19 protein-coding genes and 1 pseudogene are annotated in these 20,065 nt (G+C 58.4%); 9 read left to right on the forward strand and 11 right to left on the reverse strand.

Annotation, left to right across the window (positions count from 1 at the left end):
- Positions 1–154: 154 nt before the first annotated feature.
- The 3 genes from ACYZTM_RS22995 to ACYZTM_RS23005 are packed head-to-tail and all read left to right on the forward strand — an operon-like array spanning position 155 to position 2,133.
- The gene (locus ACYZTM_RS22995) at positions 155–1,276 is read left to right on the forward strand and encodes a beta-ketoacyl-ACP synthase III (RefSeq protein WP_461984817.1); all 1,122 of its coding nucleotides are present in this window, start codon (positions 155–157) and stop codon (positions 1,274–1,276) included.
- 12 nt (positions 1,277–1,288) lie between these two features.
- A complete protein-coding gene (locus ACYZTM_RS23000) occupies positions 1,289–1,903 on the forward strand; it encodes an RNA polymerase sigma factor (RefSeq protein ID WP_131060442.1) in 615 nt (204 codons plus the stop codon).
- Positions 1,897–2,133, forward strand: coding sequence for an anti-sigma factor family protein (locus tag ACYZTM_RS23005; protein WP_461984820.1), 237 nt, complete (start codon positions 1,897–1,899; stop codon positions 2,131–2,133). Before ACYZTM_RS23000 ends, ACYZTM_RS23005 begins: the two co-directional genes overlap by 7 nt.
- 133 nt (positions 2,134–2,266) lie before the next feature.
- Here ACYZTM_RS23005 and ACYZTM_RS23010 read toward each other — a convergent pair whose 3' ends face one another.
- Positions 2,267–3,583: a putative porin gene (locus ACYZTM_RS23010; RefSeq protein WP_131060444.1), complete on the reverse strand. Its 1,317-nt coding sequence runs from the start codon at positions 3,581–3,583 to the stop codon at positions 2,267–2,269.
- Between the two features lie 284 nt (positions 3,584–3,867).
- Between ACYZTM_RS23010 and ACYZTM_RS23015 the strand changes: the two genes are divergently transcribed.
- Complete coding sequence (locus ACYZTM_RS23015; RefSeq protein WP_461984823.1) at positions 3,868–4,992, forward strand: GNAT family N-acetyltransferase; 1,125 nt, start codon at positions 3,868–3,870, stop codon at positions 4,990–4,992.
- An 87-nt stretch (positions 4,993–5,079) separates the two neighbouring features.
- Here ACYZTM_RS23015 and ACYZTM_RS23020 read toward each other — a convergent pair whose 3' ends face one another.
- The 6 genes and pseudogenes from ACYZTM_RS23020 to ACYZTM_RS23045 form a co-directional block, all read right to left on the reverse strand.
- The gene (locus ACYZTM_RS23020; RefSeq protein WP_131060446.1) at positions 5,080–5,481 is read right to left on the reverse strand and encodes a hypothetical protein; all 402 of its coding nucleotides are present in this window, start codon (positions 5,479–5,481) and stop codon (positions 5,080–5,082) included.
- Positions 5,482–5,703: 222 nt separating this feature from the next.
- Entirely contained in the window at positions 5,704–6,399 is a 696-nt protein-coding gene (aqpZ, locus tag ACYZTM_RS23025; protein ID WP_131060447.1) for an aquaporin Z, read from the reverse strand.
- Positions 6,400–6,696: 297 nt separating this feature from the next.
- Entirely contained in the window at positions 6,697–8,529 is a 1,833-nt protein-coding gene (locus ACYZTM_RS23030; protein ID WP_131060448.1) for an ABC transporter ATP-binding protein, read from the reverse strand.
- A gap of 85 nt (positions 8,530–8,614) precedes the next feature.
- Positions 8,615–9,175 (reverse strand): peptidylprolyl isomerase, encoded by a 561-nt coding sequence (locus ACYZTM_RS23035; RefSeq protein ID WP_131060449.1) that lies wholly within the window; start codon positions 9,173–9,175, stop codon positions 8,615–8,617.
- A 3-nt stretch (positions 9,176–9,178) separates the two neighbouring features.
- Positions 9,179–9,984 (reverse strand): annotated as a pseudogene (locus ACYZTM_RS23040) (alpha/beta fold hydrolase).
- A gap of 14 nt (positions 9,985–9,998) precedes the next feature.
- Complete coding sequence (locus tag ACYZTM_RS23045; protein ID WP_131060451.1) at positions 9,999–10,922, reverse strand: LysR family transcriptional regulator; 924 nt, start codon at positions 10,920–10,922, stop codon at positions 9,999–10,001.
- A gap of 49 nt (positions 10,923–10,971) precedes the next feature.
- On the opposite strand from ACYZTM_RS23045, the gene ACYZTM_RS23050 reads away from it, so the two are divergent.
- The 3 genes from ACYZTM_RS23050 (at position 10,972) to ACYZTM_RS23060 (ending at position 13,328) form a co-directional block, all read left to right on the forward strand.
- Entirely contained in the window at positions 10,972–11,286 is a 315-nt protein-coding gene (locus tag ACYZTM_RS23050) for a 3-phosphoglycerate kinase (protein ID WP_131060452.1), read from the forward strand.
- Between the two features lie 234 nt (positions 11,287–11,520).
- Positions 11,521–12,120 carry an FMN-dependent NADH-azoreductase gene (locus tag ACYZTM_RS23055; RefSeq protein ID WP_461984828.1) on the forward strand — a complete coding sequence of 200 codons (600 nt, stop codon included), beginning with the start codon at positions 11,521–11,523 and terminating at the stop codon, positions 12,118–12,120.
- A 338-nt stretch (positions 12,121–12,458) separates the two neighbouring features.
- On the forward strand, positions 12,459–13,328 hold the full coding sequence (locus ACYZTM_RS23060) for a carboxylate/amino acid/amine transporter (RefSeq protein ID WP_461984831.1): 870 nt from the start codon (positions 12,459–12,461) through the stop codon (positions 13,326–13,328).
- 101 nt (positions 13,329–13,429) lie between these two features.
- Here ACYZTM_RS23060 and ACYZTM_RS23065 read toward each other — a convergent pair whose 3' ends face one another.
- A complete protein-coding gene (locus ACYZTM_RS23065) occupies positions 13,430–14,728 on the reverse strand; it encodes a mechanosensitive ion channel family protein (RefSeq protein WP_131060456.1) in 1,299 nt (432 codons plus the stop codon).
- Positions 14,729–14,920: 192 nt separating this feature from the next.
- Between ACYZTM_RS23065 and ACYZTM_RS23070 the strand changes: the two genes are divergently transcribed.
- Positions 14,921–16,267: a DEAD/DEAH box helicase gene (locus tag ACYZTM_RS23070; protein WP_131060457.1), complete on the forward strand. Its 1,347-nt coding sequence runs from the start codon at positions 14,921–14,923 to the stop codon at positions 16,265–16,267.
- Positions 16,268–16,330: 63 nt separating this feature from the next.
- Here ACYZTM_RS23070 and ACYZTM_RS23075 read toward each other — a convergent pair whose 3' ends face one another.
- The 3 genes from ACYZTM_RS23075 to ACYZTM_RS23085 all read right to left on the reverse strand — a co-directional run bounded on the left by ACYZTM_RS23075 (position 16,331) and on the right by ACYZTM_RS23085 (position 18,062).
- Positions 16,331–16,930, reverse strand: coding sequence for a hypothetical protein (locus ACYZTM_RS23075; RefSeq protein WP_131060458.1), 600 nt, complete (start codon positions 16,928–16,930; stop codon positions 16,331–16,333).
- Between the two features lie 12 nt (positions 16,931–16,942).
- Positions 16,943–17,527 (reverse strand): papain-like cysteine protease family protein, encoded by a 585-nt coding sequence (locus ACYZTM_RS23080; RefSeq protein ID WP_461984834.1) that lies wholly within the window; start codon positions 17,525–17,527, stop codon positions 16,943–16,945.
- A 259-nt stretch (positions 17,528–17,786) separates the two neighbouring features.
- Complete coding sequence (locus tag ACYZTM_RS23085; RefSeq protein WP_131060460.1) at positions 17,787–18,062, reverse strand: hypothetical protein; 276 nt, start codon at positions 18,060–18,062, stop codon at positions 17,787–17,789.
- A 287-nt stretch (positions 18,063–18,349) separates the two neighbouring features.
- On the opposite strand from ACYZTM_RS23085, the gene ACYZTM_RS23090 reads away from it, so the two are divergent.
- A complete protein-coding gene (locus ACYZTM_RS23090) occupies positions 18,350–20,056 on the forward strand; it encodes a ShlB/FhaC/HecB family hemolysin secretion/activation protein (protein WP_461984837.1) in 1,707 nt (568 codons plus the stop codon).
- Positions 20,057–20,065 lie beyond the last annotated feature (9 nt).

The raw sequence follows: 20,065 nt of genomic DNA on the forward strand, positions 1-20,065 counted from the left end.
TATAAACACCGGCCCCGCGGTTTTGAGCCTCTACAGGTTCGGGCGGATCGGAATAAAGCGATGTCAGGTGTGCTTCCCGTGACGGGAACAGACCCTTTGTGTGTTGGTACGTCGGTGCCAACGCTTTCTGCCTGAACAGATTAGAGAAACGACCATGCATAACGTCGTCATCAGCGGCACCGGCCTGTACACCCCGGCCAACAGCATCTCCAATGAAGAGCTGGTGCAGTCTTTCAACGCTTACGTCGCGCAATTCAACGCCGACAACGCCGACGCCGTCGCCCGTGGCGAAGTCGAAGCGTTGACCGAATCCAGCGCTGCGTTCATCGAAAAAGCCTCCGGCATCAAAAGCCGCTTTGTCATGGACAAGGACGGCATCCTCGACCCGCAACGCATGGCACCGCGTCTGCCTGAGCGTTCCAACGACGAGTGGTCGGTGCTTTGCCAAATGGCCATCGGCGCAGCCGAACAAGCCTTGCAGCGTGCGGGTAAAACTGCCGCCGACATCGACGGCGTCATCGTTGCCTGCTCCAACCTGCAGCGCGCCTACCCGGCCATCGCCATCGAAGTCCAGGAAGCGCTGGGCATCCAGGGTTTCGGTTTCGACATGAACGTGGCCTGCTCCTCGGCGACGTTCGGCATCCAGGCCGCCGCCAACAGCGTGCAACTGGGTCAGGCCCGGGCGATCCTGATGGTCAACCCGGAAGTCTGCACCGGTCACCTGAACTTCCGTGACCGCGACAGCCACTTCATCTTTGGTGACGCGGCGACGGCGGTGATCATCGAGCGGGCCGACCTGGCGACGTCCAAGCATCAGTTCGACGTGGTCAGCACCAAACTGCTGACCAAGTTCTCCAACAACATCCGCAACAACTTCGGCTTCCTCAACCGCGCGGCGGAAGAGGGCATCGGTGCCAAGGACAAACTGTTCGTGCAGGAAGGCCGCAAGGTGTTCCGCGACGTCTGCCCGATGGTGGCCGAGCTGATCGCTACGCACCTGGAAGAGAACAAGCTCAACGTCAGCGACGTGAAGCGTTTCTGGTTGCACCAGGCCAACCTCAGCATGAACCACCTGATCGTCAAGAAACTGCTGGGCCGTGAAGCCACCGAAGAAGAAGCCCCGGTGATTCTCGACACCTACGCCAATACCAGCTCCGCCGGGTCGGTGATTTCGTTTCACAAGCACCAGGATGATCTGGCCGCCGGTTCCCTGGCCGTGCTCAGCTCGTTCGGCGCGGGTTACTCGATTGGTAGCGTGATTTTGCGCAAGCGCTGAAACGAGGTCGCAATGGCAGTGGCTGACGACACCCAACTGCTCGAACGCCTGCTGGCGGGCGAGCAGCAGGCTTACAAGGAATTGGTCAGCACTTATCAGAGCCCGATGCGTGCGGTCGCTTATGCGATCGTCGGCAGTCGGCATGCTGACGAAGTCGTTCAGGATGCCTGGCTGTCGGTCGTGCGTAATCTGAGCAAGTTTGAGGCACGTTCGAGCCTCAAGACCTGGTTGCTGACCATCACCGCCAATGCGGCGAAGGGGCGATACAAGCAGAACCGTCGCGAAGTGCTGCTCGATGACCTTCCATCGGCCCACGGCACGATCAATGATGATCGTTTTTCGCCCGGCGATGGCCATTGGCTGGTGGCACCATATGCCTGGCACCAAGACACCCCAGAGGCGTTGCTCACCGAAAACGAGCTGCGCGAATGCCTCGAACACACCCTGCTCAGCCTGTCGGAACTGCAAAGCAGCGTGTTGCTGCTGCGCGAGCGTCAGGGCCTGGAATTGGAAGAGATCTGTAATCTTCTGGAACTCTCGCTCTCCAATGTTCGCGTGCTGCTGCATCGGGCACGGTTGAAGGTCTTTGCGACCGTGGAGCATTTTGAGGAAACCGGTGAATGCTGACCTGTAAGGAGCAAGTGGCACGTTCCAGTGATTATCTCGATGGCCAGTTGAGCTTTCGGGAGAAGTTGATGGTGCGGCATCATTTAATGTTCTGCCCTAATTGCCGGCGGTTCATTCGTCAGATGCGTTTGATGCAGGCGACGCTGCGCGTCTTGCCGGAGAAAGCTGTGGCGGAGGTCGATGCACTCGCCGAACGTCTCGCTGCGGAGCGTCGCAAGGACATTCCGTAAGTTTCGTGGAGCACTGCGCGGAAGAGAAGCAGGCCGGCGTGGATGCATCGAACGGATGATGGGGATCGATCCATCCACGCCAGTCTGTAAAGCGCCTCAAGCATCCATGACCTGAGGCGTGGAGCGGTACTGCTTAGAACTTGGCTTCGGCGTCCAATTGCAGGGTGTTGATGTCCGAATCTCTGATCGTGGCGTTGGTGAAGTCAGAGTTAGCCATTAAGTACGTCGCACCCACGGCGAAGTTCTTGTCCAGCTCGTAGCTCACTTTCAACTTGCTGCCACGCGAACCGGTGAAACCGTTGGCGAAGTCGGAGTCGGTGAAGGCGCCGACCACGGCGTTACGCTGTACGTCGCGATAGTTGTAGTCCACGGCGAAACCGTAAATCTTGGTCTTGATACCGGCCAACCAGGCAGAGTCCTGATCGTTGCTGGCATCTTTGTTATTGACGTACTGACCGTAGAACGAGAGCGGCAGTGGCAGGCCGGTGATGTCGATCTGACCAAAGCCTTCGTACAGTTTGAATTGCTCGTTCGGGGTGTTGCCGTTGGTGGCCAGCACGGATGGAATGCTGGTGCCGCCTGCAGTGATGTCGTCGTCGTTGTCGTAACCGTAGACGCTGCCACCCAGGGTCAGTTTCAGGTTGTCGGTGAGGGCGAAGCGCGCGCCTAACTGGCCGGCGTACAGACGCAGGTCGTGTTTGAACTGCACGCCGTCGCCGTCGACGTTGTCCTTGAGGGTGTAGTGGCCGGCGCTACCGAACAGTTCGGTGCTGGCGCCCAGCGGGTATTTGTAGGTGAGGGCCAGGCCTTCCGGGCTGATGTCGCTATCCCAGATAATGTCGCCCATGCTCACCCATTGCTGTGGCATCTTGCCGCCAACGATGTGCAGGTTTTTGGCGAAACCCGGATGGTAGTCGACGTAACCCTGGTCCAGCCAGATCGACTTCTTGTCGAAGTAGTTGTCCAGACTCTGGTTGGTGGAACGCGCGTCGTCGTTGTTACCGGTGGCGATACGGATACCGGTGTCGACTTGCGGGTTGATTTCGGTGTAGGCACCCAGGCGGGCACGAATGCGCTGACGATCCTGGTCGCGGTTGTTGGAAACGCCATCGTTCTTGACCGTCTCCTGACGGAAACGCACGTCGCCCTTGAATTGGGTCTTGGCGGCCCAGGCCAGTTTCTGGTCGAAGGTGCTCAGTTCATTGGTTTTCTTCGCGGTTGCCGCGATTTGCTCGTTGGTCTCTTGCTGAGCCTGACGGGCGATTTTCTGGTCTTTCTGATCCCTGGCCAGCTCGGCTTGCAGTTCGCCGTATTGCGCGTTGGTAATCGAGCCGTTTGCCTTAAGCATGTCGAGCAGTTTGGCGTCGACTGCGGCGCTGGCCGGAACACTCATGGCCAGCAGCAGACCGCCACACAGGACCGCCGCAGTTTTCGTGGAAGCAAGACGCATATCAATCTCCGAAGATGTAAGGGGATGACTGAGCCATCCGGGACACAACCGACCATTGACGGACGGAAACAGTGGCCGGGTAGAACCCGACGCTCTAAAAACTGGCGCCAGTATCGCGATCGTTTATGACAGAGCGGTGGCAAAGTGATGGCGTCTCGATGACGATACAAAGACTGTCTGAACTTTCGATCCGGAGCTCTGTCGGCGGTTTTTGACGGATGTGCAATAGCGGGCGATAGGCGATACTCGCCAGGCTGTTACGCGAAGAAGTAGAGAGGGTGTCGATGCCGCTGCAACGTCTGGAAAGCCTGTCCGATATTGGTCCGCACACGTGGGATGCCCTGGTGCCGGATAATCAGCCGTTTCTGCGCCATGCCTTCTTAAGCTCACTGGAAGACAGCGGCAGTCTCGGTCCTCATTCCGGCTGGCAACCCGAGCATTTGTTGAATATCGAAGGGGGGCGGCTGATCGCTGCGATGCCCAGTTACCGCAAGTGGCATTCCTACGGCGAGTACGTGTTCGATCACGCCTGGGCCGATGCCTGCGAGCGTGCCGGCATCGACTATTACCCCAAGCTGTTGACCGCCGTGCCGTTCAGCCCGGTCAGCGGGCCGCGATTGCTGGCGGCCACGGTCGAAGACGGCTTTGAATTACTGAAGAGCTTGCCTGGCTACCTTGAGATCGAAGAGCTTTCCAGCGCTCACATCAATTTCACGGACTCTTTCACCGACGCAGCATTAGCCGAACAACCTGGCTGGTTGCAGCGAATCGGCTGTCAGTACCATTGGCAGAATCGCGGTTATCGGGATTTTCAGGACTTCCTTGACGTCCTCAGTTCGCGCAAACGCAAGCAGATGCGCAAAGAGCGCGAGCAAGTGGCGGGGCAGGGTATTGATTTCGAGTGGCTGGAAGGCCGGCAACTGGATCAGGCGCAGTGGGATTTCGTCTATGCCTGTTACGCCAATACCTACGCGGTGCGTCGGCAAAGGCCCTATCTGACGCGGGAATTTTTCAGTCTGCTGGCCGAGCGCATGCCCGAATCCATTCGCGTGGTGCTGGCCAAACAAGGTTCACGCCCCGTAGCCATGGCCTTCAGCCTGGTGGGCGGTGACAGTTTTTATGGGCGTTACTGGGGCTGCCTGGCGGAGTTCGACCGTCTGCATTTCGAGACCTGCTTCTACCAGGGCATGGACTACGCGATTGCCAACGGCTTCCAGCGTTTTGATGCCGGCGCCCAAGGTGAACACAAGTTGATTCGCGGATTCGAACCGGTGATCACGCATTCCTGGCATTACCTGCTTCACGCGGGATTGAAAGCGGCGGTAAAGGATTTTCTGGAGCAGGAAAGGGTTGGCGTGCTGGCTTACGCCGAACAAGCCTTTGCGGCACTACCTTATCGTCAGGTTTGACGACAGCGTTATAAACAATAAGGCCTTTCAATGAAGGGCCTTATTGTTGGTAATCAAGTGTCGAGTTGTATTATAGGTGCGGCGCAGTTACCACCATGGCGCCTGACAGCCGCGAAGTTTCTTCCCGGTTTCAGACTTTTTAAACTCACTGAGGGTCGGGCTGTTCGACCAGTAAGAGTAGGTGATCGAACCGGAAAGCGGAATGTTCCTGTTTTCGGGGAGGAAACAACTGTATTGATACTTGGGTTTTACGCATTGCACGTCGCTTTTTACGGATTTCGCAATGGCAAGGACCTTAGCTGCTTCCGGGGTATTGGCCGGGTAAATCGACTCGTTTTCGTCGATCGTTCCGCTCACCGTACAATTGAATTCAAATTCAATTTTCGCTTTCTCGATTCTAATGTGATCCTTGATATCCATTGCATAAACATTTCCCTGAAAAAGCCCAAGACTCAGGGGGATAAGAAGTGCTGATTTGAAGTTCTTCATAGCAATCCTTTGCTAATGGTTTTACTGACGATTTGTATTTAAAAGGGATTAAGCAGTTGCGCAGGAAGAGTATCTTGGTTTTTGCAGAGGTGTAAGAAGGGGTTTGTATCTGTTTGTTCTGGGGTTGCATCAGTAGTTGAAGACACAACGTGAAGAATATGAACGAACATGAGGATTTTATTTGCACTTTCGGCCAGTCAGATCCTCACGTCACCTGACGCGTTAACCTTGTTCCTTGCCTAACCATTGATACGTTATGCCGCCTATCACCGCGCCAAGCAGCGGTGCCACCCAGAACATCCACAACTGCGCGATGGCCCAGCCACCGACTATCAACGCCGGGCCGGTGCTGCGAGCCGGGTTGACTGAAGTGTTGGTGACGGGAATCGAGATCAAGTGAATCAGCGTCAAGGCCAGGCCAATTGCAATCGGTGCAAGCCCGGCAGGCGCTCGTTTGTCGGTGGCGCCGAGGATGATCAACACGAACATCGCGGTCATCACCAGTTCACAGACAAAGCCAGCGGCCATTGAGTACTTGCCGGGGGAGTGTTCGCCGTAGCCGTTCGAGGCCAGTCCGGCGGAGAGATCGAAGCCTTCCTTGCCGCTGGCGATGTAGTAGATCAGCGCAGCGGCGATAATGCCGCCAATCACCTGGGCGATGATGTACGCGGGCAGCTCCCGGGAGGGAAACCGACCGCCAACGCACAGGCCGACGGAGACGGCAGGGTTGAGGTGACAACCGGAAATATGGCCAATGGCGAACGCCATGGTCAACACGGAAAGACCAAACGCGATGGCCACACCCAGCACCCCGATCCCAAGGGGAGAAGACGCGGCGAGCACCGCACTGCCGCAACCTCCCAATACCAGCCAGAACGTACCTAACAACTCAGTGACTGAACGTTTGAACAGAGACATGAGAGCGTCCTTGATAGGCGTCCTATCGAGACTGTATCGCGTGATGCATCCTGCAGGCTTACGACAGGCTCATCTCCAGAACCTTGGCTGAGTACAGCAGGGTTTTTGCGGATTTCCAGCGGCCACAAAAAACCGCCAGGGCCTGTGTTAGAGGGTTATGGCGGTTTATCAGGGTGTAGATATTCCCTGTGGGAGCGGGCTTGCTCGCGAAGGCGGTGGGTCAGGCAACATTGATTGTGACTGACACTCCCTCTTCGCGAGCAAGCCCGCTCCCACAGGGGAGGTGGTCTCGCGATATCAATCGATACCGACAAACCCACCCGTCTGGTGCTGCCACAGCCGCGCATACAACCCGCCATGCGCCAACAGTTCGGCGTGGGTACCGGTTTCGGCGATCTTGCCTTTTTCCAGGACCACCAGCCGATCCATCCGGGCGATGGTCGAGAGTCGGTGGGCGATGGCGATCACGGTTTTGCCCTGCATCAGGGTTTCAAGACTTTCCTGGATCGCGGCCTCGACTTCCGAATCCAGGGCCGAGGTCGCCTCGTCCATGATCAAGATCGGCGCGTCCTTGAGCAGCACCCGGGCAATCGCAATCCGCTGACGCTGGCCGCCGGAGAGTTTCACCCCGCGTTCACCCACATGCGCATCGAAACCGGTGCGGCCTTCGGCGTCCGACAGCAACGGAATGAACTCATCGGCGCGGGCCTTGTGCACTGCTTCCCACAGCTCGGCGTCGGTGGCATCGGGCCTGCCGTACAGCAAATTGTCGCGGATCGAACGGTGCAGCAACGAGGTGTCCTGGGTGATCATGCCGATGCGCTCGCGCAGGCTTTCCTGGCCGACTTCAGCGATGTTCTGCCCATCGATGAGGATTCGCCCGCCCTGCACGTCATAGAGGCGCAGCAGCAAGTTGACCAAGGTCGATTTACCCGCGCCTGATGGTCCGATCAAGCCGATTTTCTCACCGGGCTTGATCGTCAGGTTGAGGTCGCCAATGATCCCGCTCTTCTTGCCGTAGTGAAAATCCACGTGCTCGAAACGCACTTCGCCACGGGGTACGGTCAGCGGTTTGGCCTGATCGCGGTCGGTGATGCTGACCGGTTGGGCGATGGTCCGCAAACCGTCCTGGACCATGCCGATGTTTTCGAAGATGCCGGTGACCACCCACATGATCCAGCCGGACATGTTGACGATACGAATCACCAGGCCTGTCGCCAGGGCAATCGCGCCCACCGAGATCAGCGACTGCGTCCACAGCCACAGGGCCAGGCCGGTGGTGGTGACGATCAGCAGGCCGTTCATGCTGGTGATCGCCACGTCCATGCTGGTGACCACGCGCCCGGCCAGTTGGGCTTTTTCGGTTTGCTCCTTGATGGCTTCCTTGGCGTATCGCTGTTCATGGTTGGTGTGGGCGAACAGCTTCAAGGTGGTGATGTTGGTGTAGCCGTCGACGATCCGTCCCATGAGTTTGGAGCGTGCATCGGAGGATTGCACCGAGCGGTCCTTGACCCGAGGCACGAAGTAATAAAGCGCGCCGATGAACCCGGCGATCCAGGTCGTCAGCGGGATCATCAGGCGCCAGTCGGCTTCGGCAAACAGCACCAGCGCGCTGATGGCGTAGATCAGCACATGCCATAGGGCGTCCACTGCCTGGACGGCGGAATCGCGCAGAGCGTTGCCGGTCTGCATGATGCGTTGGGCAATGCGCCCGGCGAAGTCGTTCTGAAAGAAATTCAGACTCTGTTTGAGTACGTAGCGGTGGTTCTGCCAGAGAATCAGGCTGGTCATGCCCGGGGTCAGCGTCTGGTGCACCAGCAGGTCGTGCAGTCCGAAGAATATCGGCCGCAGAATCAGGGTCACCACCACCATCCAGGTCAGTTCAAGTGCGTGATCCTGGAAGAAATCCGGGTTCGGCGTGCCTTGGGCCAGGTCGATGATGCGGCTCAGGTAGTTGAACAGCGCGACTTCGATCAATGAGGCGAACAGGCCGACAATCAGCAGGGCGGCGAAACTCGGCCAGACCTGCTTCAAGTAATAGGTATAGAAGGGGAGAACCCGATCCGGCGGAGCCGCCGTCGGAGCGTCACGGAATATGTCGATCAGTTTCTCAAAACGGCGATAAAGCATCAGTTCTCCGCCCGCGCGCGGGCTCTCCTTTAAACGATATGAGCGGCGCCGGATACCGGCAGCCGCTCAAGCACTCCTGTGCAGATTAGTCGATAACTTTGGCTGACTTGATGAACACAGGGTCGGCCGGCACGTCTTTCATGCCGCCGCGAGTGGTGGTTGGCGTGTTGACGATGATGTCCACCACGTCCATGCCTTTGACGACTTTACCGAACACGGCATAGCCATCACCGCTGTCGAGGAAGTCGTTGTCTTTGACGTTGACGAAAAACTGGCTGGTGGCCGAATCCGGGTTGGAGGTCCGGGCCATGGACAGCGTGCCACGGACGTTATGCAAACCGTTCTTGGATTCGTTCTTGATCGGAGCCTTGGTTTCTTTTTGCTGCATTTGTTGAGTGAAACCACCGCCCTGGACCATGAAACCAGGAATCACACGGTGGAAAATCGTGTTGTTGTAGAAGCCGCTGTTGACGTAATCAACGAAGTTCTTGGTACTGATTGGCGCCTTGACCGGGTCCAGTTCGATTTCGATCTGACCGTTGGTGGTTTCCAGCAACACGTGCGGCGCCTTGGCGACGGGCGTTGCGGCCATCAGGTTGGCGGCAAACAGAACGGAGCCGGCGACGAGGGCGATTTTTTTCAGCATGGGTCAGTGATCCTGAGTGAGGTGGTGTCGACTGCGGTGAGAAACTCGAGCAGGGTTTGGTTGAAGCGTTCGGGTTGATCCAGCGGGGTGGCGTGGCGCGAATCGGCGATCACCACCAGCCGCGCATCGGGCAGCAGTTTTACGTAGGTTTCCTTCAGCGATACCGGCGTGTAATCGCGGTCGGCGCTGACGATGAGGGTTGGACAGGCGACCTTCGAAAGTCGTTCCTGAACGCCCCAGCCAACGATCGCATCGAAGCTGGCGAGATAAGCATGTTTGTCGTTTTTTGCCCAGCGCTCAGCCATCTTTTGGCGCAAATCGGCTTGTTCGGGTTTGGGGAACAGCTTCGCGCCCAGAGCCTTGCCGATGGTGCCCAGACTGAGGGCACGCATCAGGCTCCAGCGCTTGAACCACTGCCAATAATCGTCGCGGCTGCGCAGTTTGACCTCGGGCGCGCTGTTGACGATGCACAGGCTTTTGAGCATTCGCGGCTGATCCACGGCCAGCTGAAAACCGATCATGCCGCCCATGGACAGGCCCACGTAATGCGTGGGACCGAGGTTAAGGTGTTCCATCAGGGCGACCAGGTCGGCACTGAATCCGGCGATGCTGTAACGCTCCCGGGGTTTGTCGGAGCGACCGTGACCGCGCACGTCCGGGACGATCACCCGGTAATGGGCTGACAGCGCCGGGATCTGCTTTTCCCAGTCCAGGGTGCTGGAACCCAGCCCGTGGACCAGCAGCAACGGCGTGCCGTGACCGTATTCCTCATAGTGCAGGTTGCAACCTTCATGTTCGAAATAGGCCATGCAGATACTCCGTATCAGGCTTGTTCAGGGGCGGCGAACGGCGCATCCAGCGGCGCCGTGTCGAAGGTGCGCAGCAGTTCGATCAGGATTTGCGTCGCCGGGCCCAGGGGTTTGTCCTTGTTCGAATACAGATAGAAGCTCGGGTTGCGGCTGCCACCCTGGTCCAACGGTAGCAGCTTGAGCGTGCCTTCCCTGAGTTCGCGTTCAATCATGTGCCGGGGCAGCCAGGCGAAACCCAGGCCGCTGCTGACAAACGTCGCCGCGGTGGCCAGGCTGCCGACGGTCCAGCGCTGTTCGGCGCCGAGCCAGCCGACGTCGCGTGGTTGCTGGCGACCGGAGTCGCGGATCACCACTTGCATCTGAGTTTCCAGATCCTGGAAGTTCAGTTCGCGGTTGAGACGATGCAGTGGGTGTTCGGGGTGAGCGACAGCGACGAATTCGACGTCACTCAACTCCGCACCCAGGTAGCCCGGAATACTGAAACCGGTGATCGCCAGGTCGGCCACGCCTTCAAGCAGGACTTCCTCCACACCCGACAGCACTTCTTCGCGCAGACGCACCCGGCAGCCACGGCTCTGCGGCATGAACGCGGTCAACGCGCGGACGAGGCGGGCGCTCGGGTAAGCGGCATCGACCACCAGCCGCACTTCCGCTTCCCAGCCTTGCTCCATGTGGTGGGCCAGGTCTTCGAGCTGGCTGGCCTGTTTCACCAGTTGCCGCGAGCGACGCAACAACACGCCGCCGGCTTCGGTCAGCACCGCTTTGCGGCCATCGATGCGCAACAGCGGCACGCCGAGTTGGTCCTGCATACGCGCCACGGTGTAGCTCACCGACGATTGCGAGCGGTGCAGCGCTTCGGCGGCCTGGGCGAAACCACCGTGGTCGACCACGGCTTGTAAGGTTCGCCATTGATCAAGGGTCACGCGCGGCGCTTTCATGAATAGCTCCTCTTGTCCTAAGCTGGCAGTCCTTATTGGAGACTGCTGAATGAGAAAATTCTGTTGTGTGCTGTTGGCGATGCTGCCGCTGACCGCGTTTGCTTATCCGATCGATGTGGAGAAAAACCTTAACGGCATGAAGATCGACTACAACGCCTACGATACGGATAACGACATCGCCTCCATTCAGGTCAACAACTACGGCGACACCGATGCGATCTGTAAGGTTGTTTTCAACAATGGTCCGGAAGCACCGCGCACCCGCTCTATCGAAGTGGCCGCCGGCAAACACAAAAATGCCACCGCCAAATTCACCCGGACCATTATCAAGATGCGAATCAACCTGACCTGCACCCCCAAATGACATGAAACACTGTAGGAGCGAGGCTTGCCCGCGAAGGCGGTGTGTCAGTCGACATCGATGTTGAATGACACGGCCCCTTCGCGGGCAAGCCTCGCTCCTACAGAGTAAGTATGCTCCGCTTATAAACGAATTTATTGATGGGTTATAGCAGTTATTTGCGCTTTTTCATCGATATGACTCTGTTTAACCTTCACTCCATCGCCTTACAGCATTCTCAGATGGAGCCTACATCCCATGTCACGTGTTCTGATCATCGAAAGCAGCGCTCGTCAGCAAGATTCGGTTTCCCGCCAGTTGACCCAGACGTTCATCAGTCAGTGGAAAGCCGCGCACCCGAACGACCAGATCACCGTGCGTGACCTCGCCGTCAACCCGGTGCCGCACCTGGACATCAATCTGTTGGGTGGCTGGATGAAACCTGCCGAGCAGCGCAACGACATCGAACAGATTTCCCTGGAACGCTCCAACCAGTTGACCGACGAACTGCTGGCTGCCGATGTCCTGGTCATGGCCGCGCCGATGTACAACTTCGCCATCCCGAGCACCCTTAAAGCCTGGCTCGACCATGTGCTGCGTGCCGGTGTGACCTTCAAGTACACAGACACCGGCCCGCAAGGTTTGCTCAGCGGCAAGCGTGCCTACGTGCTGACTGCTCGCGGCGGGATCTACGCCGGCAGCACGGCCGATCACCAGGAACCGTACCTGCGTCAGGTGATGGGTTTCATCGGGATTCACGACGTGACCTTCATTCACGCCGAGGGCATGAACCTGGGCGGTGACTTCCAGGAGAAAGGCCTGAACCAGGCCAACGCTAAGCTTTCCCAAGTGGCTTGAGGCTTTAATCGCCAGATAATCCCTTGATGTTCAAGTGGCCTGGCGCAACCCCTTCAAGGCTTTACGCGCATCGAACCTCCCTTTGCACTTGTTGCTCCTGAGTGCTGTCGCCCGATTGAACGCTTTAGCGAGATCGGGCTTTTTTTTGCTTGGGATTTGGTGGCCGCAACATGAACCTGTAGGAGCGAAGCTTGCTCGCGAAGACGGTGCCACATTCAACATAAATAGCGGCTGACACGCCGTCTTCGCGAGCAAGCTTCGCTCCTACAGGGATCTGTGTGTTCTCGCGATCGCCAGCAAAACCCGCTATCGTCGCCGCCATTCGAAACGAGGCGAGCATGGGCTATCTACTTTTTGTCACGCTGATCCAGGCGTTTTCCTTCAGTCTGATCGGCGAATACCTGGCCGGTCATGTCGACAGTTACTTTGCGGTGCTGGTGCGCGTGTTGTTGGCGGGGCTGGTGTTCATTCCGTTGACGCGCTGGCGTTCGGTTGAACCGGCGTTCATGCGCGGCATGCTGCTGATCGGTGCGTTGCAGTTCGGCGTGACCTACGTCTGCCTGTATCTGAGCTTCCGGGTGCTGACGGTGCCGGAAGTGTTGCTGTTTACCATCCTCACACCGCTGCACGTGACCCTGATCGAAGATGCCCTGAATCGGCGCTTCAATCCGTGGGCGCTGGTGGCTGCATTGGTGGCGGTGCTCGGTGCGGCGGTGATTCGTTACGACCGGATCAACCCGGATTTCTTCATGGGCTTCCTGCTGCTGCAACTGGCCAACTTCACCTACGCCGCCGGGCAGGTGCTTTATAAACATCTGGTGGCGCGCCATCCGAGCGATCTGCCGCACTACCGGCGTTTCGGTTACTTCTACCTGGGCGCGCTGGCGGTGGCATTGCCGGCGTTCCTGCTGTTTGGCAAACAGAATTTCCTGCCGGAGGCGCCGTTGCAGTGGGGCGTGCTGGTGTTCCTCGGCCTGGTCTCGACTGCGCTCGGGTTGTACTGGTGGAACAAGGGCGCTTGCCTGGTAGATGGCGGCACGCTGGCGGTGATGAACAACCTGCATGTGCCGGTGGGGTTGCTGATCAATCTGCTGATCTGGAATCAGCATGAAGAGCTGGGGCGGTTGCTCTTTGGTGGATCGGTGATTCTGATGGCGGTGTGGATCAGTCGGATGGGTATCAGGCCCACCGCAATCCGCTCTTCGTAGGAGCGAGGCTTGCCCGCGAAGGCGGTGTATCAGTCAGTATTGATGCCATCTGACAAACCGCCTTCGCGGGCAAGCCTCGCTCCTACAAGGGGTTCGGGGTGTTACATCATGTGTTTTTCGGGTTCGGGAATGTGGCTCGCGCCCAACATTGCCGGCAATAGCCCGGCCCTTAAATCACCGCCACTCGGCTGCTGATACAGGCTCAAGCCAAACTCCGGCAACACCGCCAGCAGGTAATCGAAAATATCCCCCTGAATCCGCTCGTAATCCGCCCACGCGGTGGTGCGGGTGAAGCAGTAGATTTCCAGCGGAATGCCCTGTGCAGTGGTTTGCATCTGGCGGACCATGCAGGTCATGTTCGGCTGGACCTCCGGGTGACTCTTCAAATACGCCAACGCATAGGCCCGGAACGTCCCGATGTTGGTCATCCGCCGCCGGTTGGCCGACATCGCCGCGACGTTGCCCTGAGCCTCGTTCCAGGCCTTGAGTTCAGCCTGCTTGCGGCTGATGTAGTCAGTCAGCAGATGCACCTGGGACAGTTTCTGCTCTTCGTCATCGCGGATGAACCGCACGCCGCTGGCGTCGATGAACAGGCTGCGCTTGATCCGTCGTCCACCGGACTGTTGCATGCCGCGCCAGTTCTTGAACGACTCGGACATCAGGCGCCAGGTCGGAATCGAAACGATGGTCTTGTCGAAGTTCTGCACCTTGACCGTGTGCAGCGTGATGTCGACCACGTCACCGTCGGCACCGACTTGCGGCATCTCGATCCAGTCGCCGACCCGCAGCATGTCGTTGCTGGTCAGCTGCACACTGGCGACGAACGACAGCAGGGTGTCCTTGTAAACCAACAGAATCACCGCCGACATGGCGCCCAGACCCGACAGCAGTAACAGCGGCGAGCGGTCGATCAACGTCGCGACGATGATGATCGCGCCAAACACATACAAGACCATTTTCGCTAGCTGCACGTAGCCTTTGATCGACCGGGTGCGGGCATGTTCGGTGCGTGCGTAGATGTCCAGCAGGGCGCTGAGCAAGGCGCTGACCGACAGCACCAGGAACAGGATGGTGAACGCCAGTGCGACGTTGCCGAGGAAAATCAGGCTGGTCTTGCTCAGATCCGGCACCAGGTACAGGCCGAACTGGATCACCAGCGACGGTGTCATTTGCGCCAGGCGATGAAAGACCTTGTTGTGCCGAAAGTCGTTGACCCAGTGCAGGGCCGGTTGGCGACCGAGCATTTTGGTCGCGTGAATAATGAGATAGCGCGCCACTCGTCCGAGGACCAGCGCCACCCCCAGTAGCAGGATCAGCGCCAGGCCGGAATGCAGGAGCGGGTGCTGATCGAGGGCACCCCAGAGGTCTTGGACGTTGAGCCAGAGCTGTTTGATATCCATGGGTAAAACGGTTCTTCTGTAGGACGCGACGGGGCGATTAGAGCATTTAAGACGCTTTGCATGACGTTTGAAGACAAATCAGGCAACAAAAAAGCCACTGTTTGCGGTCGTTTGCATAAAGACACTCGGCCTCGGCGCTCGAAACCGTTACCCTATGCAGCTGTTTTTTTGTATTTCTTCGAGGTAACACCCGTGTTTTCCCAATTCGCCCTGAACGAACGCCTGCTCAAAGCCGTGGCCGAGCTTAAATTTGTCGAGCCAACGCCTGTGCAAGCAGCGGCTATTCCGCTGGCGCTCCAAGGGCGTGACCTGCGGGTGACTGCGCAAACCGGTAGCGGCAAAACCGCTGCATTCGTTTTGCCGATCCTCAACCGTCTGATCGGCCCGGCTAAAGTCCGCGTCAGCATCAAGACCCTGATCCTGCTGCCGACCCGCGAACTGGCCCAGCAGACCATCAAGGAAGTCGAGCGCTTCGCGCAATTCACGTTCATCAAGTCCGGCCTGATCACCGGCGGTGAAGACTTCAAGGTTCAGGCCGCCATGCTGCGCAAGGTGCCGGACATCCTGATCGGTACGCCGGGCCGGATGATCGAGCAACTGAACGCCGGCAACCTCGACTTGAAAGAAGTCGAAGTCCTGGTCCTCGACGAAGCCGACCGCATGCTCGACATGGGCTTTGCCGAAGACGTCCAGCGTCTGGTGGAAGAGTGCACCAACCGCCAGCAGACCATGCTGTTCTCGGCCACCACCGGTGGTTCGGGCTTGCGCGAGATGGTCGCCAAGGTCCTGAACAATCCAGAGCACTTGCAGCTGAACAACGTCAGCGATCTGAACGCGACCACCCGTCAGCAGATCATCACCGCTGACCACAACCAGCACAAAGAACAGATCGTGAACTGGCTGCTGGCCAACGAGACCTATCAGAAGGCTATCGTGTTCACCAACACCCGGGCCATGGCCGACCGTATCTATGGCCGCCTGGTGGCGCAGGAATACAAAGCGTTCGTGCTGCACGGTGACAAAGACCAGAAAGATCGCAAGCTGGCCATTGATCGCCTGAAGCAGGGCGGCGTGAAAATCCTTGTCGCCACCGACGTTGCCGCTCGCGGCCTCGACGTGGAAGGCCTGGACCTAGTGATCAACTTCGACATGCCGCGCAGCGGCGACGAATACGTTCACCGCATCGGTCGCACCGGCCGCGCCGGCAACGATGGCCTGGCCATCTCGCTGATCTGCCACGGCGACTGGAACCTGATGTCGAGCGTCGAGCGCTACCTGAAGCAGAGCTTCGAGCGCCGCACCATCAAGGAAGTCAAAGGCACCTACGGCGGACCGAAAAAGGTCAAGGCCTCGGGCAAAGCCGTTGGCGTGAAGAAGAAAAAGGTCGACGCCAAAGGCGACAAGAAGAAAACCGGCGCCAAGGCCCCGACCAAACGCAAAATCGCCAACCGCCCGAAGACCGACGCTCTGTCGCTGGTCAGCAAGGACGGCATGGCGCCGCTCAAGCGCCGGAAGCCGGAAGCGCCGGCTGCTGAATAAAGCGCCGTAGCGATCCAATAAAAAACCCGGACAGTGTCCGGGTTTTTTTAGGTCCAGCGTTTGTCAGCTTCCCAACAGCCCACGGGTGTCCGCATCAAAGCGTTGTTTGGCCTGATCAGCCGCCGGTTTGAGTAACGCGAGCAGCGCGGCCTCACTGTACAACTGAGTGACCGCCAGTTCCTTGGGTGTCGGCTCAATCGGGATCAGCACGTCTTCCGTATCTGCATGCAGCCAGATCACCACTAGGTGCAATGCCGAAACAAACAGCACCCGCAGTTCAACGGTTTTACCCTGCAGTTGCGGCGACTGTTCCGCCAGTTTCAACGCACCGACCGTAGCGGCCGCCATGGCCCCGTGGTTCAGCGAAGCGAACTCGACATGACCGCGAACATCGGCCAGTTGCGCATCGGCAATCGTCACGCCATCGGAGAACACCAGGTAATGCCAATCGCCCACCTTGGCGTCTTTCAGGCCTTTGCCCTGGCTCACGTCCTCCAGGCTGAGCGAGTAGCCACGGTAAGCCTCACTGAGGCTGATCTTGCCGGGCGTGGCGTTGGCAAACTGGCGATTGATGCCGAAGCCTTGGGTTTGCAGGGCGGCTTGAAGCGCCGGACGCAATGTCTGCACGCCGTTGGAAGGCGCCTTTGGATAAGTCAGTTGCATGATGTCGCCCTCCTAGTTTTTTACGGTGAAGTAAGTGTTGGTCCAGTTGCCGCCGCCGTTGTAGGAACCGGGGAACGAGTTCAACGCGCGGGTCGAATAGCCGTAGATGGAATCCGCAACCAGCACGTAACTACCGTTGGTGCCATAGATCGTCAGGAAGTGCGCACCGCCGCCGTACCAGGCACAGCGCAAACCGATGGGTCGGCCCATGTTGATCTGGTTCTGGATGGCCGACATCTGCAGCGAACCCTGATTCATGCCGTTGAAACTTCGGGTAATCGTCAGGGCTGTATCCAGATAGCCATACACGTTGCACGGCCCGGGTTGATTACAGCAGTTGCGGTCCAGCGCAGCGGTGGCAACGCCGCATTGGGTCCAGGACCCGGTGCCGTAATAGTTGCCGACCGAGGCGGAAACGGCTGCCCAACACCAGTTGGTCTGGGTTTGTTTCTGCATCGTGAAGTTGAGGCTGGCAGCGGCCTGTGCACTGAGTGGTGCAGCTGATTTGACATCGGACAGTTGCGGGTTGAGCAGATGACCGGTCAGGCACCTTGGCAGGGTTTCGCCGGTGAATTGCGTTGCTTCAGTGGTTAACATTTTTCAATCCTCCATGAGTGAAAACTAGCGTCCAGCTAGTGGGTCTGTAGCGATGTTGCTGAGCGATCGGTGTGTGCGTTTTGCCATGCTGGATGGCCGGCTCCGATCCGGGCTCGAGGTAACCTTAGGCACGCCTATGCGTTTGTGCAAATAATTAAATGCACTAATGCAAATTCCAGATCGAAAGATCGGCGCTTTTGGCAGCGCCGGAGGGACCGTCATTTTTGCGTAGTAATTACCGAAGGCTGCAATCTCTGGCTCAGCTCTCGGCCTTTTTATCCGCCGTCTTCAGCTCTTTCAACCGCTGATCAATCAACTGGCATTTGTCCGGCAAATCCGCGCTGGCAGTGCCCAGATCCATCTTCTGCAACTCGTCGTTGATCTCTTTGGCCTTCTTCGGATTCTGTTCCGTGAGCCTGGTCACTTCCTTGGCCAGTTGTTCGCGCTTGGCCGTGGCTTCTTCGGGGGTGCAGGCCCAGGCGGGAAGGGCGCAGGCAAATGTGGCGACGAGGGTGAGCGTCATTAGCGTTTTCATGGAAAGCCTCGAGTTCCGTGTTGGGCGGTTAAACGGTGGAGGCTCTGCCTTGCCGAAAGTTCAGCTTTCTGTAGGACACATCGTCTTTCGGAAATGCCCTGTCAGTCGTGGTCGCTTTTGTTGAATGCCTCGGGAAACGTCCTGCGCGCTTGCAGAAAGCAGCTAATTTTGCCGTGACCGTTCGTCGCCTAGTCTATTCGAGTGGATCCTTTATTTGACGTCAGAATGATGGCTCTCTAGCATCGCGCCACTATTGTGCTATCAGTCTCCATTTCGAGGGATCGAACATGTACCCACCCGCCCTCGCGGCGAGGTTGTGCCTGGCTTTGCTGTGCCTTTCTCCGCTTAATCCTGCTTATGCTGCCCCCACTCCAGGGGAAACCGACCTCATCCGTGAACGCCAGGATCGCTTGCTCGAAGAGCAACGTCGGCGTCTCGAAGAGCTCAAGGAATTACCCGGCAAGGAAGTCAAACCCGCCGCCCCGACGGCTCCCGCCGACACCCGCTGCTTCCCGATCAAAGACATCGAGCTCAACGGCGCCGACAGTCTCTCCGAGAGTGAGAAAAACCGTCTGCTCAAGCCGTACATCAGCCAATGCTTGGGCGTCACGCAGCTCAATGAACTGCTGAAAGTCATCACCGATCACTACATCGAAAAAGGCCTGGTCACCAGTCGTGCCTACCTGCCGCAGCAGTATTTGTCCGGCGGGCATCTGAAGGTGCTGGTGGTCGAAGGCAAGCTCGAAGGCTTGAAGGGAGCGGAGGGCAGCAAGCTGTCGGACCGCGAGTTGGGCATGGCTTTTCCCGGCAAGACCGGCGAGCTGGTCAACCTGCGGGAAATCGAGCAACTGGTCGATCAGCTCAACCGTTTGCCATCGAATCAGGCGCAGATGGAATTGGCGCCGGGCAAGAACGTCGGTGGCAGTGAAGTGCTGGTCAAGAACACCCCGCAAAAGCCCTGGCGTGCCGGGTTGTCCCGCAGCAACGACGGCCAGCGCAGCACCGGCGAGCAGCAGTGGGGCACCACGTTTGATTGGGACAGCCCGCTGGGTTTGGCGGATCAGTTGATGTTGCGCGGCGGTCACGATGCGATGACCGATCACCAGCACACCTCCAACAACGCGCTGCTCAACTACAACTTGCCGTGGGGCTGGTGGAACTTCAATTACACCTACAGCCAGAGTGAATACCGCTCGCAGGCGCAAGCCAATGGCTTCAATTTCAAGCAAACCGGTGATAGCGAAAACCATCAGCTGCGCGCCGAGCGGGTGATCCATCGTGACGCCGTGAGCAAGACATCCCTCAGCACCGGTGTCTCGTACCTGCGCACCAACAACTTCATCGAAGACAGCAAGCTCAAGCTGAGCAGTAACCGCATCAGCGAAGCGCAGTTCGGCATCAACCACGGTCGGCGAGTCGGCAGTGCGTTCGTCAACATTGACCTCGGTATGCAGCAAGGCATCGGCGCGTTCGATGCGCAGGGCAACGGTCACCCGGGCCCCGGCGAACCGGATGCGCGCTACCGCAAATACACCGCCACCGCGAGCTACCTGCAACCGTTCAAGCTGTGGGGCGAGTCGTTCAGTTTCAGCAGCCTGATGACCGGGCAGCGCAGTGAAGACGTGCTGTTCAGCCCGCAGCGCACCAGCCTCGGCGGGCAGTCGTCGATCCGTGGTTACAAGGACCAATCCTTGTCTGGCGACAGTGGCGGTTACTGGCGCAACGACCTGCGCTGGAGCCGTCCGGTGACGCTGGAATGGCTGCGCCCGGTGTTCGCCGAATACGGCACCAGCCTCGGTTACGACCAGGGCGTGATCCGTGGCGATCGCTACAACGGCGATCAGCACGGGCGCATGTCCAGCAGCTCGGTGGAGGTGTTTGCTCGTGGTCAGCACCTGGCCGCCAGCGTGACCTTTGCTCATTCCCTTGAACGCCCGGACACCCTGACCGAGCGCGAAGCGCCGATCTATTTCCGCATGGATCTCTTCCTCTAATTTCGCCGC

The sequence above is a fragment of the Pseudomonas sp. MDT2-39-1 genome (assembly GCF_054898085.1).